This window comes from Cognataquiflexum rubidum, from assembly GCF_022538115.1.
In the GTDB taxonomy this organism is placed as follows: domain Bacteria; phylum Bacteroidota; class Bacteroidia; order Cytophagales; family Cyclobacteriaceae; genus Cognataquiflexum; species Cognataquiflexum rubidum.
Map to the genome: position 1 here is coordinate 55,244 of NZ_JAKZAL010000003.1, position 15,503 is coordinate 70,746.

Sequence of the window (15,503 nt, forward strand, 5' to 3'; positions counted from 1 at the left end):
GTAATTTTGAGTTAATTACTATTAAGTTCCATCAGATAATTGCCAAAAGCGTATAATTCAGCCTCTTTGAATGAATTTGCCATGATCTGGATACCGATAGGTAAACCCTTACTGTCTGTACCATTCGGAAGGGAAAGTGCCGGCACTCCTGAGACGGAAGCCTGCACAGTGAATAAATCTTCCAAGTACATGGCAACAGGGTCATTGCTATGTTCTCCAAACTTAAACGCCGTTGATGGCGTAGTTGGCATAATAATATAATCAAATTTATTTAAAACCTCTTCAGTATATTCTTTTATTAATCTCCTGACCTTCTGAGCTTTGGTGAAATAAGCATCATAATAGCTTGCGCTGAGCACAAAAGTCCCTAACATGATTCTCCTTTTTACCTCATCTCCAAATCCTTCTGACCTCGTCAGTTTGTACATGCTCTCCAGATTATGGGCATTGGGACTTCTGTGGCCGTATTTTACCCCGTCAAATCTGGATAAGTTTGAGCTTGCCTCGGCAGTAGTCAGGATATAATAAGTGGGAAGGGTATATTTTAATAATGGAAAGTGTACTTCTTCCACCTGATGTCCTTCATCCTTTAATTTTTTCAAAACCGCAAGTGTATTTGCTTTGATCTCAGGCTGAAGGGCTTCTGATTCGATCGTCTCGGTGATGAAGGCAATTTTTGCCCTTTTCCCAAAATGTAAAAGTTCAGAATAGTGGGGGACAGGCTTCTTGGAGGCAGTGCTGTCAAAACTGTCAGTCCCCGCCATGATTTCCATGACGAGTGCATTGTCCCGGACATTGTGAGAAAGTACCCCAATCGTATCAAAAGAAGAGGCATAGGCTATCAAGCCCCAACGCGAAACTCTGGAATAGGTAGGTTTGATGCCGACAAGTCCGGTAAATGCTGCCGGTTGTCTGACGGAACCTCCTGTGTCTGTTCCCAATGAAACGGTACATAGGTTGGCTTGAACAGCCACTGCAGAACCGCCGGATGAACCGCCGGGAACCCGTGTTTCATCTGCTGCATTCAGGACTTTTCCGTGGGCGGAATTTTCATTCGAACTGCCCATTCCGAATTCATCACAGTTGAGTCTGCCGATAATAATGGCATCTTCGTCTATCAATCGCTGAACAGCCGTTGCGGTAAATTGGGATTTGAATCCTTTGAGGATTTTGCTGGAGGCGTTGGATTCGTGGTCTTTGTAGACCAAAACATCTTTGATACCGACCACCATGCCGGCAAGTCTACCGGCTTTTCCGGAAGCGATTTTCTCATCCACCTTGGCAGCCTGTGCCAATGCGGAATCCTTATAAACTTCAACGAAGGCGTTGAGATGCGCCTTCGTTTGGATATTTTGTAGATAATAATTTACAATCGCTTTACAATCGGTTTCCCTATTTTCAAGCGACTTGGTGATGTCGTCAAATGAAAGGAATTTTTCCAAGGTGCTTTACTCTTTGAATCTGATTATTCTTTTTTCTTTTTTTCTTTTAGACCTTCTTCAAGATCGTCCTGAATCTCCTTGGTGGCATCTTTGAACTCTCTGATTCCTCTTCCTAGTCCTCGTGCCAATTCAGGGATTCTTTTGGCTCCAAATAGCAGAAGTATAACGACTATTATCAAAATAATAGAACCTCCGCCCATGTTTTGCAAGAAACCCAATGTAGTCATGATGGTATTGTTTTAGATTTATATGTTACAAAGATATAAGAGTGCCTCTCTTACACAAAGGAAAGATGCTCCCTTATCCTGCTTTTTTTATAAATATACGATTTAATTGTTTTATCTACCCGCTAGCCAAGATGATGGGTCCATGGGCTGCAATCCCTTCCAGGTTTCAAAGTGTACTTCCGCTACTCCTTCCTTGTTGGTGTACACCTGCCCAAGTACTTGCTTGGCCTTTACTTTGTCTCCCGATTTGACCGATACCACTTTCAGCTTGCTGTACATGGTGTAGTATTCGCCATGTTTCACAACGATGGTTCCCCCATATCCCGGAAGGGTAAATATTTTGGTTACCTCTCCGTCAAACACCGCCCTGACGTTGGAATTTGGTGTGGTCTGAATGTCCACTCCGTCATTGTCTTCTGTGATTCCCTTTAAGGTCGGGTGGGGATGGGTTCCGTATCTTTTGGTGACAAATCCCGTCTCCACCGGCCATGGCAGTTTGCCACGGTTACCTGCGAATGAACTCGAAAGGGCTGCCGCCTCCGGTGTCAACGGAATACTGCTACCGGAAGATTTGGTCGCAGTACTGTTTTTCTTTTTTGCATTGGCCTCTGCCAACCTTATTTCTTCCTCAATGATCCTTTTGATCATGCTGTTGAGGTTTTCTTGTTGTTTTTTAGCAGCAGCGATTTTTTTTCTCAAATCCTGTTCTTGCTTCGAAAGGTTGTTGACTATACCCTGCTGTTCCCTTTTTTCTTTGTCCAGCTTTTGCTTCTGTTCCTGTTCTTTGGTCAACACGACCTGTTTTTCCTTTTTCTTGTCTTCCAAAAGGGTTTTTTGGTAGGCAAGCTCTGTCGTTTTTTCGGTGATCAAAGCTACCTGCTTTTTTCGCGCGTCTGAATATTGTTTGAGGTATTTCAACCTCATATAAAATTGCTTGAAAGTAGTGGAGCTAAAAATAAATGCGGTCATCGTAAGGCCCGAATTCAACTTGGAAGAAGTATATACCATGCCTGCATATTCTTCCTTGAGGTTTATGAGGTCTGATTCCAAGGAACTGATTGAGCTTTCAGTTTCTTTGATTTCTTTATTGATGAGCGTGACTTCGTTGCTTAGGGTTTTTATAAAAGTGATTCTGACCTGAAGCTTTTTGTTGACGGCGTTGAGTTGGCCTACAGAGGTTTTTTTTGTCTCTGATGTTTTCTTCAAGATCTGGTCAAACTCGGAAAGTCGCTTTTGAATATCTGCTTTTTCCTTTTCCAATTGTTCCCTTGATTTTTTTGTCTGTGCCATGGCTTCCCCAAAAGGGAATCCAAGAGCGATCATAAAAATCAGGATAAATGCAATTTTAATTTTCATTGTTTAAAAATGAAATGGAAAGGAAACGGCCTCATTCAGGTAATCAATCCGGCTAAACTCCAGATGAATGATGGCGTTTTGAACGCCTTCAGGGGAGTTGAAAGAGAGTTTCAACAACATCTTGTTTGGGAAGGGCTGACCATTGACTTCCTCAAAGGTAGGATAACTTGCCATAAATGACCCCTTATCGTCCAAAGTGTTGCTGGTAAGCTCTACCACTTTACCATGGGTGGTACTGACACGTGAATGGTACCTGACGCCATCCCTAATCTGGGTAAGTTCAAAGTATTTGCCAGCCCGGAGCAACCTGTCTCTATAACTAAACTCCTGCGGAACATTGGCAAAAATGAGGTTTTGCATCAGTGGCAGGTCTAATTTTAGGCCATACCTATCGAACATTTCCACAAAACTGATATTGATATCTTCGCCGTTGATACGGTCTTTGATGCGCATTTTTTCTTCCGTCACCATGCCGCGGATAGCTTCCACACCCAGTCCCGGCGTGATGCTAAACCATACTACGCTGTCTTTTTTTGCTCTCAGGCTAATGGTTCCTTTAGTAACCTTGCCGTTTGCTTCCTCCAACACAATCCTTCCTTTGGCACTGATATACTCAAATTCAAAAATGGTAGGGCTAAACTCCTCCATAATTTCATCTGAGGTGTAGAGAATGGGTTTTTTGGCACATCCGGCAAGAAAAATTGCCGCAATAATCAAAAAAGTGATTGACGGCTTAATCATAATATTTTTTGTCCTTGATTTTTTTCAATAGAAATTCAGAGGTCTCTTCGCCACCCTCAGCTTTTTTCCAATAGGCAATGGCCTCGTTGCTGTTTCCCAAGTGGAATAGTATGTCGCCATAATGCTCCAACATCACTCCGCTTGGAGATTCTTCGTACTTCAATGCCAGTTCCATGTAAGTTTTAGCACCTTCATAATCTTTTAATTGAAACAAAACCCATGCGTGGGTGTCAAGGTAGGTGGCGTTTTTTGGGAATCTTTTGACCAATTGGCTAGACATGGATTTGGCCTTTTCAAGGTCTTTTTTTGCAAGGGAAAGGTAATAAGCATAATTGTTAAGGACATGTTCATCATCAGGTCTTACTTTCAATACGGCCTCATAGGCTTCAAAGGCCTTTTCTGATTTACCAGTCAAATGGTAAGCATCTCCCAACTGTCCATTGATCAAAAGATCCAATTGGGGGTTTTTGCCATTGTTGATTTCAAGCGCTTTATTCAAAGAAGTTTCTGCTTCTTCTCCTTTTTTGACTGCAAGCTTGGCAGTCCCGTCAAAAAACCAGAATTCAGCTCTGTCGGGAAATTCCCCCACAGCCGTCGAAGTCAGTTCTTCGATCTCGGTAAACTCTTTCCCCAATTCAAACATTGTCGTAATGACGCCTTGCAAAACCTGGGCGTTTGCGGGATTGATGGTAAGAGATTGTCGGTACAATTCCAAAGCACCTTCTCTGTCCCCTTCAAATAATTTTTTGTCTCCCAAGATCGTCAGGATGTCTGCGTCATTGGGGTGATTGGCGAGCATACTTGCCGAAAGATTTTCAATAAGATCATCCCTTCTCGCGGATTTGGGTTCCTGAAGTATGCCTGCAAATGCCTGTGCTTTTACCGGCCCTTCCAAATCAGGATTGGCAAAGGCAGATTTTATGAGTTCTTCCGCTTTGTCTATATCTCCCTTGTCCTTGTAGAGTGCATAGGCCGCCATCTGCAGGTCCGGCTGATTGGGATAAGCAGCAAGTGATTTTTCTACTTGCTGAATGGCCTCATCGGTTTTTCCATTGTTAAAAAGTATTTCGACGAGGTTGATGACATACAGTGAATTGCCCGGTTGGGAATCAATCAATTTTTCACCTTCCTGAATCGCGCTTTTGAGGTCATTTTTTCTGAGAAATATCTTTTGTTTTTGAAGCGTGATTTGTGGTGCCAGGCCATAGTAATCTTCTGCGGCAGTCAATGCTTCCAATGCTTTGTCAAATTCATTTCCTGCCAGATACAGGGATGCAAGGTCAAGGATGTAATTTTGGTTTTCGTCGGTATTTGCCATCAGCTTCTCCAAGATCGCAGCGGCCTTTTTGGGTTGGTTCTGCTTGGAATACACTTCCGCCATGACCAGGTTGTAGTATTTGTTGTCAGGATCCAATTCCACGGCCTTCATCCCAAATTCTAAAGCCTTATCTACTTGGTTGGCCCGCAACAGGATCTCTGCAATTTTAAAATTGATAGCAGGCTGTTCGGGACTTAATTCTCTTGCTTTCTGAAAATAAAAATAGGCCCTGTCAAAGTCTTCCTGCATCAAATAACGCTGACCATCAATAAAAAGTCGGGAAGCTTGGGCTTCATTTAATTGCTTTTTTCTTTCTTTTTTTGAAAGTTTTTCTTGGGAAAATGCACCGAAGCTGATCAGCAGCAACAGCGAAATACTCAATATTTTTTTGATCTGTATAGTCACAGGGAGGGTCTTATTTCGATTTTGATTTTATTGATTAAGCAGCGATTGCGAAGAAGTGATGCGGAATATTGGCAGAATTCATTCCTTTGCTCTGAGCAATCATCTACTTAACGCAAACATAGTACCTTTTTGTTCTTTTTGATAAGAGTCAAATTTTGGAACTGTGTTATTGGCTACGCTTTTAAGCCCTTTTGATATTTTTCTTAGGCCTTGCCGGTACTGCCGTATCCACCTGCGCCACGTTCGGTTTCCGACAGGTTGTCGACCGAATCCCATTGGATTTGTTCATGCTTGGCGATGACCATCTGAGCGATCCGCTCTCCATCCTGGACCACGAAAGTTTCGTTCGAAAGATTGACTAACAATACCTTGATCTCACCCCTGTAATCCGCATCAACTGTACCGGGAGTATTGAGCACCGAAAGCCCGTATTTGAATGCCAATCCACTTCTCGGTCTGATCTGAGCCTCAAAGCCCGCAGGCAACTCGATAAAGAGTCCAGTCCCAATCAGTTTTCTTTCCAAAGGACCCAAAGAAACCGGTTCATCAAGGTTTGCCCTGAGGTCAAGACCTGCAGCCAAAGGAGTCTGATATTCCGGTAAAGAGTGTTTGGATTGGTTGATTACCTTGATTTTCATGGTTTTCTTTTTTTCAAAGGATTGGAGAACTTTCGGAGTTCCTCTTTTTCAAGCCACAAAACTACGAGAACAAAACCAATCACAAGGCTATTTCTTGTAATAAATTGAAGGACAGCCTGATCTATTTCCAAGAAAAATCCCAGATAACTCAATCCAAAAGCCAAAACCAGATAAAACGAATCCTTTCCTGTCTGGTAAGGAATCGGGAAATATTTTTGACCAAAAAAGTAACATACCACGGCCATAATCAAGTAACTCAACAAAGTACTCAGCGCTGCTCCCATATAACCGAGAATCGGAACAAAAATGAACATTACGAGAACAGTCACTACAGCACCGAGGGCGGTGATGTAAAAACTGTATTTGGTCTGATCGGTGAGCTTAAACCAAATACTGAGATTGAAATATATCCCCAAGAAAAGGTACCCTAGCAATAAAATCGGGACGATATATAGCGCTTCGCTGTAGCCTTCTCCACGGAGGAAAAAACCGCCAAGAAGATCCAAATTGACGGAAACCATCACCATCAAAAGCGAACAGAAAATCACAAAAGCATGCATCACTCTGGCGAATAGAGCAGGGCTGTTTTTGTCTGTGGATTGGTTAAAAAAGAAGGGTTCGGCAGCGTATTTGAATGCCTGAATGATCAGGTTCATGAAAATGGCCAAACGGAAATTGGCCCCAAACACACCTCCTGCTTCTCTTTGGGTCAGACCTTCGTAGAAGTTTTCGGGCAATACATATTCAAACAATCCTCTCGAAAACACCTCATTGGTCACACCCGCCAAGCCCATAAACAGCAAGGGAACTGCATAATGCCACATGGGCTGCAGGATTTCTTTGTCCATCCCAAAGGTAAATTTCCCGGAGAGTCTGAACAAAACCGGAATCATTAGCGCATTTGCAAGCAAATTGGCAAGCAGAATATATTCCACACCCCATTCTGGATTGTAAATGCTATTGATAAATGGTTGCAAACCTGGAAGGAGTTCACCATTCCAAACATGAAAGCAGAATACGATGAAGAAAATGTTGAAACCCACATTCAGCAAAATATTACCCAGCTTGGTCAGTGCAAAGGGAAGTGCTTTGTTTTCCTTCCGCAACTTCGCATAGGGTAAAGCCAAGACTGCATCTATTGCCAATATCCACGCCATCCAACGGAAGAGGTATTCCTGACCTTCGTAACCCAGCCAACTCGCCAAAGCCGGTGCGCTGAAATAGATGATCGCACCCATCGAAATGGAAGTTGTGATCAAGAGTGATTGGATTTGGGCGAATACTTTTTGTGGATCGAGCCCTTTTCCGGTGGCATATCGGAAATAGGTCGTCTCCATGCCAAACGTAAAAATGATATTCAGGAAGGCGATAAAGGCATAAATTGCTGTAAATGACCCTAAAGCTTCCTTATCTAAATAAGTGGTGTAGATGGGTAGAAGCAAAAAATTAATGGTCTTGCCAAGGATGCTGCTGATGCCATAAATGGCGGTCTGTCCTGCAAGTTTTTTGAGTTGGCTCATCTGGAAAAAGAAAAAGGGGAATTAAGCCCCTTTGAATACCGGTTTTCTTTTTTCGAGAAAAGCAGAAGTGCCTTCTTTATAGTCACCTGATTTGACACAACGGGCAAAGCTGTTGGCTTCTGTTTGATAGCCGTCTTCATCGGGTACAAAGACCGAATTGACGCAGTCCACGATCATGCCGATGGCCAAAGGCGCTTTACTCATTATTTTTTTGATAATTTCTTCGGCTTTCGCCATGGCTTCTTCTTTGGTAGGAAGGACATGATTGACCAGGCCGAGGGCTTTTGCTTCATCCGCTCCGATCATATCTCCGGTCATCATGAGTTCATTGGCTTTCCCTCTTCCGATCAGGTAGGTCAGTCTTTGTGTCCCACCATATCCGGGGATGATTCCCAGATTGACTTCCGGCTGTCCGAATTTGGCAGCGGCTACCGCTATTCGCATATGACAGGCCATCGCCAATTCGCATCCACCACCCAAAGCAAAACCATTGACGACGGCGATGACAGGCTTGTGGCAATTTTCTATCATGCTAAAAATATCCTGACCGTTCTCTGCAAATTTCCTTGCATTCAACTCGTTCAGATCAGCAATCTCACTGATATCTGCTCCGGCGATAAAGGCTTTGTCGCCCGAACCTGTGATGATGACTGCCTTGATGTCTTTGTTGTCGGAAACTTCCGTGAAGATTTCCCTGATTTCGGATAACGTAGCAAAGTTGAGTGCGTTCAGTTTGGCTTCCCTGTTGATAGTCAAATACAGAACGCCAAGTTTTTCTTCAGAGAGAATATTCTTGCTGTCAGGCATGATTAAAGGTAGATGTGGGTGTCAAATATACAAGCATGGCATTCATTCCCCAAGCTTTGACCGGAAAAATACCTTGAAGACCGGTTGGTTGTCACGGAATTACAACATGGCACAGCTGCGGTTTATGGTTGGTATTATGGTATTTTATGGAAAGTCGTCCAAGCCTTTCGGCTAATTTTCCTATTTTTGCAGGGTAATTCAAAACTAAACTAACTCTTTTTATATATGTCAGCTAAAACAAAAATCACCGTAGCCTACGGTGATGGAATAGGTCCCGAGATCATGAAGGCCACGCTCGAAATCCTCGAAGCAGCAGGCGCGCAGTTGGAATATGAGGTGATTGAAATCGGTGAACAGGTTTACCTTAAGGGAATCAGTTCGGGAATGGAGCCCGGCGCTTTTGATTCTTTGAGAAAGACAAAAGTATTTTTGAAATCCCCGATCACTACCCCGCAAGGTGGAGGATTCAAGAGTCTGAATGTGACGACCAGAAAATCCTTTGGATTATTTGCCAATGTCAGGCCTTGCAAGGCGTTTTCGCCTTTTGTGAAAACCTATTTTCCAAAAACTGACCTTGTCATAATCCGTGAAAATGAGGAAGACCTTTACGCCGGAATTGAGCACAGACAGACGCAGGAGGTTTATCAATGCCTGAAGTTGATATCCAAACCAGGATCTGAAAAAATCATCCGCTATGCCTTTGAATATGCGAGGAAATACGGACGCAAGAAAGTGACCTGTATGACCAAAGACAATATCATGAAGTTGGCAGACGGCTTGTTTCATAAGACTTTTTTGGAAGTAGCGAAGGAATATCCTGAGATTCAGACTGACCACAAGATTATTGATATCGGGTGTGCTTTGATTGCAGAGAGACCGGAGATTTTTGATGTGATTGTGACGTTGAATCTATATGGAGATATCATTTCAGATGTGGCGGCCCAAGTCACAGGTTCTGTAGGATTGGGTGGTTCGGCCAATGTAGGAGAAGAAGTCGCCATGTTTGAGGCAATCCACGGTTCGGCGCCTGACATCGCAGGTATGGACATCGCCAACCCGTCAGGTTTGCTCAATGGCGCCATCATGATGCTTGTCCATATCGGACAACCGGAAATCGCGGAGAAAATCTCCAACGCTTGGATGAAGACCCTTGAGGATGGTATCCATACCGGAGATATCTTCCAACCTACCCTTTCGTCCAAAAAAGCCGGCACAAACGAATTTGCAAAAGCTATCATCGAAAGATTGGGGCAAATGCCTTCAAGCCTTATTCCAGCGGTTTTCGATAAATCTGCAACTGCACCCATGCAAATCAAATTGAGTCCAGTCACCAAATCCAAGAAAGAACTGATTGGTGTGGATGTTTTTGTGGATTGGGATATAGAGGGAAGAAACCCTGATGTCATCGGGGAGAAATTAAGAAAAGCAAACGCTGATGGACTTGTTCTTCAATTGATAACCAACAGGGGGATCAAAGTATATCCGGGAGGGATGCGGGAGACTTTCTGCACTGACCATTGGAGATGCAGGTTCCAAACTGCGGGTCAGTCGGTAATCACCCACAAGCAGGTTTTGGATTTGCTTTCTCAGGTTGAAGCATTGGGATTTGATTTTATCAAAACGGAGCATTTATATGCTTTTGACGGGGTCAGGGCTTATAGTTTGGCGCAGGGGGAGTAAGGAGATTGGAAGATTTGAAAATTGAAAGATTGGAAAATTAGGTTGTAAGGTTGAAAAGTTATAATGTTTCAAGGTTCATGAACGCTTTAAGGGGCGAGAAGCGAGAGCCGAGAAACAAGAGCCGAGAAGCGAGAGGCGAGATACGAGAGACAAGAAGCGAGAAGCAAGAGACAAGAGCCAAGAATCAGGAATAGCTTTGCCTTGTCACCTTGACGTAGGAGAGGTCTTCTAGACTAATCTTCAAAATAAGAGCCGAGAAACGAGAGCCGAGAAACGAGAAGCGAGAATCTGAAACACCTTTGCCTTGTCACCTCGATGTAGGAAGGTCTTGGGATTAATAGTCAAAAAAACCGGGCAGAGATGTTCCGGTTTTTTGATTTTTATCAATTTGACCCGGGATACTATAACAGGATCTTACATAGGTAAAAAAATAATGTCGTTGATTTTCAGAGAGTTTAGTTAAAAAATGAATTGCTAATATTAAATAGTTCGGTTTTTATCTAGGTTTGAAATCTTAAGCCAAGATTTAAGATAAAACTTAATCCCCCAAAAATAAATGTCCTGGAAATATCCAAGTACTCCGGGTAATCCGATTTGAACAAAGCTATGGTTATTGATAAAATTTTAAGAGTGATCCCAAATTTTATTGGGATTATTCTTATAGGCGTTTTGAATTCATCTTGTAAGGATGAATTCAAACCAAGTATTCCTTTGGATTTTGAAATCCCTGTAAATGTTTATCCGCAAGATGAAAAGATAAGTTTGGGAGATACTTTTATTCTAGAAACGAAATTTCCAAAGGTAATTAATGACATTTCAGGTTCTATTGATCATTTATTCAAAATAGAAGATTTTGAAATAGGAATGGGAATCTATTCCTTGACTCAAAGGGATAAATCACTGATTGAACAAAATGGTGCAACAGGTCAAATGGAGCTTTTGTCTCAAAAAGGTAAGATTACAAAGATTAGTTCAGAATTTGCTGAAATCAAATTCGTCGAACTCGACAATTCAATAGGATTTAGAACTTTAATTATTCCTCAAATTAAGGGTGTTTATACACTTACTCTCTTTCAAGTGGATGAAACTTACGGAAAGACAAAAGAACGATTTGAAAATGATAAAATGGGAGGGTATTTTATTAACAAAATCAATTATAGTGTTAATACAAATGGAAAGACCAATTATCATTTGATTTTTGAAAACACCATACCCACTGACGGAAAATGGCTTGAGACTGCTGGGTATGATTATTTTAAAAATGGTACTTTCTCTTTTATTGTTGAATAAAGGAACTCCTTTGAAGCGTAAACAAGTAAGGCAAGACAATTTAATTATCATTATGAAATCATTCAAAATTATGAAAATTGATTCAAATCATTTATTTACTATCCGCGCTATCATTTGGGTTGGAATGGTTTTCATTATGGGTTTCAGTTGTTTATCTGAAGAAAAGGAATACCTAACTGTTGATTTTGAAATTCCGATTACTGTTAGTCCTGTGAAAGAAGCTTATCATATTGGAGACACTATTCACGTAGAAGTTGAGTTTCACAAAGAGTTGACTTCGTTTAACCAAGATTTTACATACTCTTTTGAGGATTTTAATTTCTTTGCTTGGATAAGATGTACTCAATTATTGGATAAGTCAAAGGATCAACCAGACCAGCCTGGTGGATTGGGTGGATTTAATATTGTTAATACAAAAGGGGGATTGTTTCCCTTTAGTTCTGCCGGTGCTGAAATGAATTATATCTTCGAAAATGACATGTATGTAATGAAAACCTCTTTAATCCTGAGAAGACCTGGGATATATTCTATATCGTTTCATACTAACAATGGGGCATATAATTTCGAATTTCAAAAACAATTGGATGTTCCTGGCAAAGTTGTAAAAATTGGGAATTTAGTCTATAAAGTCAATAATGGAATTGGAGGTAACAATCATCTGATTTTTGAAAATACGATTAATAATTGGGAGGAAGATCCTGACAAGTTTGGATGGAATAGTTTGTTTTCATTTAAAGTGGTGGAATAGACTTAAATTTTTAAATAAGAGAAGAAAAAAACCGGGCATAGATGTTCCGGTTTTTTATTGTTGTTTGGTAAACAACAATATTATTGTTTAGTAAACAACAATATTGTATTTTTACAAAAAACACTATTATGCTTTCGCAGATAATCCTTCAGGAAACATTGGCTTCCCAAAAAACCGACCTTCAAAAAAAGGCGTTTGGCTTGGAGCGGTTTGAAGTGATTGAATTGCCTGTCCTCAGCAGTCATGCCCTGATAGTATCAGGAATACGGCGATGCGGGAAAAGTACTTTTTTGTTACAAATGCTAAGCAAAAGATTTCCTGACGCCATTTACCTGAACTTTGAAGATCCGCGGCTATATGGGTTTGATTTGTCTGATTTTCAAAAATTGGATCTGCTCATATCGGAAGACAAAGGGAAAGTGCTCTTTTTCGATGAAATCCAGGTCATAAAAGGTTGGGAAATTTTTGTGAGGCAAAAATTGGATCAAGGATTCCAGATAATAATCACAGGATCGAATGCATCGCTATTGAGTCAGGAATTGGGAACCAAATTGACTGGAAGACATATTACAAAAGAACTTTTCCCATTTTCTTTTCAGGAGTTTTGCGAGTTCAGGAATCTGCCCATAAGTATCGAAAGTGTAAGTCAATATGTAGAACTTGGCGGGTTTCCGGAATTTTTGAAATCCGAAAGACAGGAAATCTTAAACCAGCTTTTGGATGACCTCTTGGTGAGGGATATTGCCCAACGGTACGGAGTAAGGGATTTAAAATCTCTACAGCAACTCACTGTGTATCTCATCACAAATGTCGGTAAGCCTGTATCTGGTAACCAACTGAAAAAAGTCCTGGAGATCGGGGCAACAAGTACCGTTTTGGAATATTTCTCTTATTTGGAAGCTTGTTGGTTGTTTTTCTTCGTTCCCAAATTCAGCTATTCTCAAAAAAAGCAACTCATCAATCCAAAGAAAGTGTATTCCATTGATACAGGAATGGTTGCTGCAAACTCCCGGTCTTTTTCCCAAGATTTCGGTAGGAGGTTTGAAAACCTTGTATTTCTCACATTGCGAAGGAAACACAATGAGATCTATTACTTTTCTGAAAAAAAGGAATGCGATTTTGTGGTTTTTGATAGAAGAGGATTGTTGGCAGTGGTACAGGTTTGTTATAAACTATCCTCTGAAAATATGGACCGGGAATTAGAAGGGCTTTGGGAAGCTATGTCTTTTTTTAGCCTAAAAAAAGGTTATTTGGTCACTCTAGACCAAAAGGATTATTTTGAAAAAGACGACAATAGGATAGAAGTTGTTCCCTTTCACGAATATGAAATCCCATAAAAAATCCCCTAAGCTTTCGCCTAGGGGATTTTCATTTTTTTTCAAGTTTTCAGCACCTTTTACCTCTTACTTCCAACCTCAATCGAGATTCTTCACTTCGCAGAAGGTATATCTTTAAGGACAAGAATTATCAAAGCTCGTTCAGAATGACGGAAGCTTCGTACTTCATACTTCCAACTTCCCACTTCTTAAGAATCCTTCTTCGCCATTCTTCCTCTTTCATTCTCATCCAGATAGATTTTTCTCATACGGATGGATTTTGGAGTGATTTCAAGGTATTCATCCTTTTGGATATATTCCATGGCTTCTTCTAGGGAGAATTTTTTGGCAGGAACGATCCTCACGTTGTCATCCGAACCGGAAGCACGCATGTTGGTCAGTTTCTTGCCTTTCTGCACATTGACCACGATGTCGTTGTCACGGGAATGCTCTCCGATAACCTGACCCATGTAAAGTTCGTCTCCTGGATCTACAAAGAAATTTCCCCTATCCTGCAATTTGTCAATCGCGTAAGCAGTACACTGTCCACCTTCCATAGAGATCAACGAACCGTTGATACGTCCCGGGATCGGGCCTTTGAATGGCTCATAGGCAGAAAAGTTATGGTTCATGATGGCTTCGCCTTGAGTTGCGGTTAGCATGTTGTTTCTCAATCCGATCAATCCTCTTGAAGGAATTTTGAATTCAAGATGCTGCAAGTCACCCTTAGGTTCCATGATCAGGAGTTCACCTTTTCTTTGTGTAGCAAGTTCAATTACTTTTCCTGAAGTTGTTTCGGGTACATCTACCACCAATGTTTCGATTGGTTCGCATTTGACTCCGTCGATTTCTTTGAAAATCACCTGTGGCTGACCAACCTGAAGTTCGTATCCTTCTCTTCTCATGGTTTCGATCAAGATGGACAAGTGGAGGATACCACGGCCATAGACCAAAAATTTATCTTCACTATCTGTATTTTCCACGCGAAGTGCGAGGTTTTTCTCAGTTTCTTTGAACAACCTGTCTCTCAGGTGGCGTGAAGTTACAAACTTGCCTTCCTTGCCAAAAAACGGAGAGTTGTTGATCGTGAAGAGCATGTTCATGGTAGGCTCGTCAATAGAAATCCTTACCAAAGCTTCAGGATTTTCGAGATCGGCCAAAGTATCGCCGATTTCAAAATCTTCGATGCCGGTGACTGCGCAGATATCTCCCGCAAGTACCTCTGTTACTCTTACCCTTCCAAGTCCTTCAAAAACCTGCAATTCTTTTACTTTCACTTTTTTGATGACACCGTCTGCTTTGCAAAGGGATAATTGAGCGCCTTCCTTGATGGAGCCTCTTTTTACCCTGCCGATCGCGATACGTCCCACAAAGCTGGAATAATCCAGGGAAGTGATCTGCATCTGTAATGTTCCTTCGTCGATTTTCGGTTCAGGGATATGTTCGATAATCGCATCCAATAGAGGAAGGATAGAGTCAGTCGGATTTTTCCAGTCAGGACCCATCCAGTTTTGTTTTGCCGAACCATACAGCGTCTGGAATTCCAGTTGCTCTTCGGTAGCATCCAAGTTGAACATCAGGTCAAATACAGCCTCATGTACTTCGTCAGGACGGCAGTTTTCTTTGTCTACTTTGTTGACCACCACGATCGGTCTCAGTCCAAGTGCCAATGCTTTGCCCAATACAAATCGGGTCTGCGGCATCGGTCCTTCAAAAGCATCGACTAAAAGGATGACCCCATCAGCCATTTTGAGTACCCTTTCCACTTCACCGCCAAAGTCGGCGTGACCAGGGGTATCGATGATATTGATCTTGTGGTCTTTGTACCTAACGGAAACGTTTTTAGAAAGAATGGTGATTCCTCTTTCCCTTTCTAGGTCATTGCTGTCCAGGATCAGGTCGTCAAACTGTTGGTTTTCACGGAAGATTTTGGAAACGTGTATGATCTTGTCCACCAGGGTGGTTTTGCCGTGGTCAACGTGTGCGATAATCGCGATATTCCGAATATTAAGCAT

General features: G+C 41.8%; 13 protein-coding genes. 4 read left to right on the top strand and 9 right to left on the bottom strand.

Annotation, left to right across the window (positions count from 1 at the left end):
* Positions 1-11 precede the first annotated feature (11 nt).
* The 8 genes from gatA to MMU05_RS04465 form a co-directional block, all read right to left on the bottom strand.
* Positions 12-1,442 carry an Asp-tRNA(Asn)/Glu-tRNA(Gln) amidotransferase subunit GatA gene (gatA, locus tag MMU05_RS04430; protein ID WP_241140467.1) on the bottom strand — a complete coding sequence of 477 codons (1,431 nt, stop codon included), beginning with the start codon at positions 1,440-1,442 and terminating at the stop codon, positions 12-14.
* A gap of 23 nt (positions 1,443-1,465) precedes the next feature.
* The gene (tatA, locus tag MMU05_RS04435; RefSeq protein WP_113925911.1) at positions 1,466-1,669 is read right to left on the bottom strand and encodes a twin-arginine translocase TatA/TatE family subunit; all 204 of its coding nucleotides are present in this window, start codon (positions 1,667-1,669) and stop codon (positions 1,466-1,468) included.
* Positions 1,670-1,780: 111 nt separating this feature from the next.
* On the bottom strand, positions 1,781-3,025 hold the full coding sequence (locus MMU05_RS04440) for a murein hydrolase activator EnvC family protein (RefSeq protein ID WP_241140468.1): 1,245 nt from the start codon (positions 3,023-3,025) through the stop codon (positions 1,781-1,783).
* 3 nt (positions 3,026-3,028) lie between these two features.
* Positions 3,029-3,766 (bottom strand): lipoprotein insertase outer membrane protein LolB1, encoded by a 738-nt coding sequence (gene lolB1 / locus MMU05_RS04445; RefSeq protein ID WP_241140469.1) that lies wholly within the window; start codon positions 3,764-3,766, stop codon positions 3,029-3,031.
* A complete protein-coding gene (locus MMU05_RS04450) occupies positions 3,759-5,489 on the bottom strand; it encodes a tetratricopeptide repeat protein (RefSeq protein WP_241140470.1) in 1,731 nt (576 codons plus the stop codon). The genes lolB1 and MMU05_RS04450 overlap by 8 nt, the downstream gene beginning before the upstream one ends.
* 203 nt (positions 5,490-5,692) lie before the next feature.
* The gene (gene dut / locus MMU05_RS04455; protein WP_241140471.1) at positions 5,693-6,127 is read right to left on the bottom strand and encodes a dUTP diphosphatase; all 435 of its coding nucleotides are present in this window, start codon (positions 6,125-6,127) and stop codon (positions 5,693-5,695) included.
* Complete coding sequence (locus tag MMU05_RS04460; RefSeq protein ID WP_241140472.1) at positions 6,124-7,647, bottom strand: lipopolysaccharide biosynthesis protein; 1,524 nt, start codon at positions 7,645-7,647, stop codon at positions 6,124-6,126. The genes dut and MMU05_RS04460 overlap by 4 nt, the downstream gene beginning before the upstream one ends.
* 21 nt (positions 7,648-7,668) lie before the next feature.
* Entirely contained in the window at positions 7,669-8,454 is a 786-nt protein-coding gene (locus MMU05_RS04465) for an enoyl-CoA hydratase/isomerase family protein (protein ID WP_241140473.1), read from the bottom strand.
* 225 nt (positions 8,455-8,679) lie between these two features.
* On the opposite strand from MMU05_RS04465, the gene MMU05_RS04470 reads away from it, so the two are divergent.
* The 4 genes from MMU05_RS04470 to MMU05_RS04485 all read left to right on the top strand — a co-directional run bounded on the left by MMU05_RS04470 (position 8,680) and on the right by MMU05_RS04485 (position 13,509).
* Positions 8,680-10,134, top strand: coding sequence for an NADP-dependent isocitrate dehydrogenase (locus MMU05_RS04470; RefSeq protein ID WP_241140474.1), 1,455 nt, complete (start codon positions 8,680-8,682; stop codon positions 10,132-10,134).
* A gap of 594 nt (positions 10,135-10,728) precedes the next feature.
* On the top strand, positions 10,729-11,424 hold the full coding sequence (locus tag MMU05_RS04475; protein WP_241140475.1) for a hypothetical protein: 696 nt from the start codon (positions 10,729-10,731) through the stop codon (positions 11,422-11,424).
* Positions 11,333-12,172 carry a hypothetical protein gene (locus MMU05_RS04480; RefSeq protein ID WP_241140476.1) on the top strand — a complete coding sequence of 280 codons (840 nt, stop codon included), beginning with the start codon at positions 11,333-11,335 and terminating at the stop codon, positions 12,170-12,172. The genes MMU05_RS04475 and MMU05_RS04480 overlap by 92 nt, the downstream gene beginning before the upstream one ends.
* A 128-nt stretch (positions 12,173-12,300) precedes the next feature.
* Positions 12,301-13,509 (top strand): ATP-binding protein, encoded by a 1,209-nt coding sequence (locus tag MMU05_RS04485; RefSeq protein ID WP_241140477.1) that lies wholly within the window; start codon positions 12,301-12,303, stop codon positions 13,507-13,509.
* Positions 13,510-13,697: 188 nt separating this feature from the next.
* Here the strand turns inward: MMU05_RS04485 and typA are convergent, their stop codons facing one another.
* Positions 13,698-15,503, bottom strand: a complete 1,806-nt coding sequence (gene typA / locus MMU05_RS04490; RefSeq protein WP_241140478.1) for a translational GTPase TypA — start codon at positions 15,501-15,503, stop codon at positions 13,698-13,700.

Coding starts and splice junctions, on each gene's coding strand:
- tatA (WP_113925911.1), bottom strand. CDS start 1,669: ATGACTACATTGGGTTTCTTGCAAAACATGGGCGGAGGTTCTATTATT.
- MMU05_RS04440 (WP_241140468.1), bottom strand. CDS start 3,025: ATGAAAATTAAAATTGCATTTATCCTGATTTTTATGATCGCTCTTGGA.
- lolB1 (WP_241140469.1), bottom strand. CDS start 3,766: ATGATTAAGCCGTCAATCACTTTTTTGATTATTGCGGCAATTTTTCTT.
- dut (WP_241140471.1), bottom strand. CDS start 6,127: ATGAAAATCAAGGTAATCAACCAATCCAAACACTCTTTACCGGAATAT.
- MMU05_RS04460 (WP_241140472.1), bottom strand. CDS start 7,647: ATGAGCCAACTCAAAAAACTTGCAGGACAGACCGCCATTTATGGCATC.
- MMU05_RS04465 (WP_241140473.1), bottom strand. CDS start 8,454: ATGCCTGACAGCAAGAATATTCTCTCTGAAGAAAAACTTGGCGTTCTG.
- MMU05_RS04470 (WP_241140474.1), top strand. CDS start 8,680: ATGTCAGCTAAAACAAAAATCACCGTAGCCTACGGTGATGGAATAGGT.
- MMU05_RS04485 (WP_241140477.1), top strand. CDS start 12,301: ATGCTTTCGCAGATAATCCTTCAGGAAACATTGGCTTCCCAAAAAACC.
- typA (WP_241140478.1), bottom strand. CDS start 15,503: ATGCTTAATATTCGGAATATCGCGATTATCGCACACGTTGACCACGGC.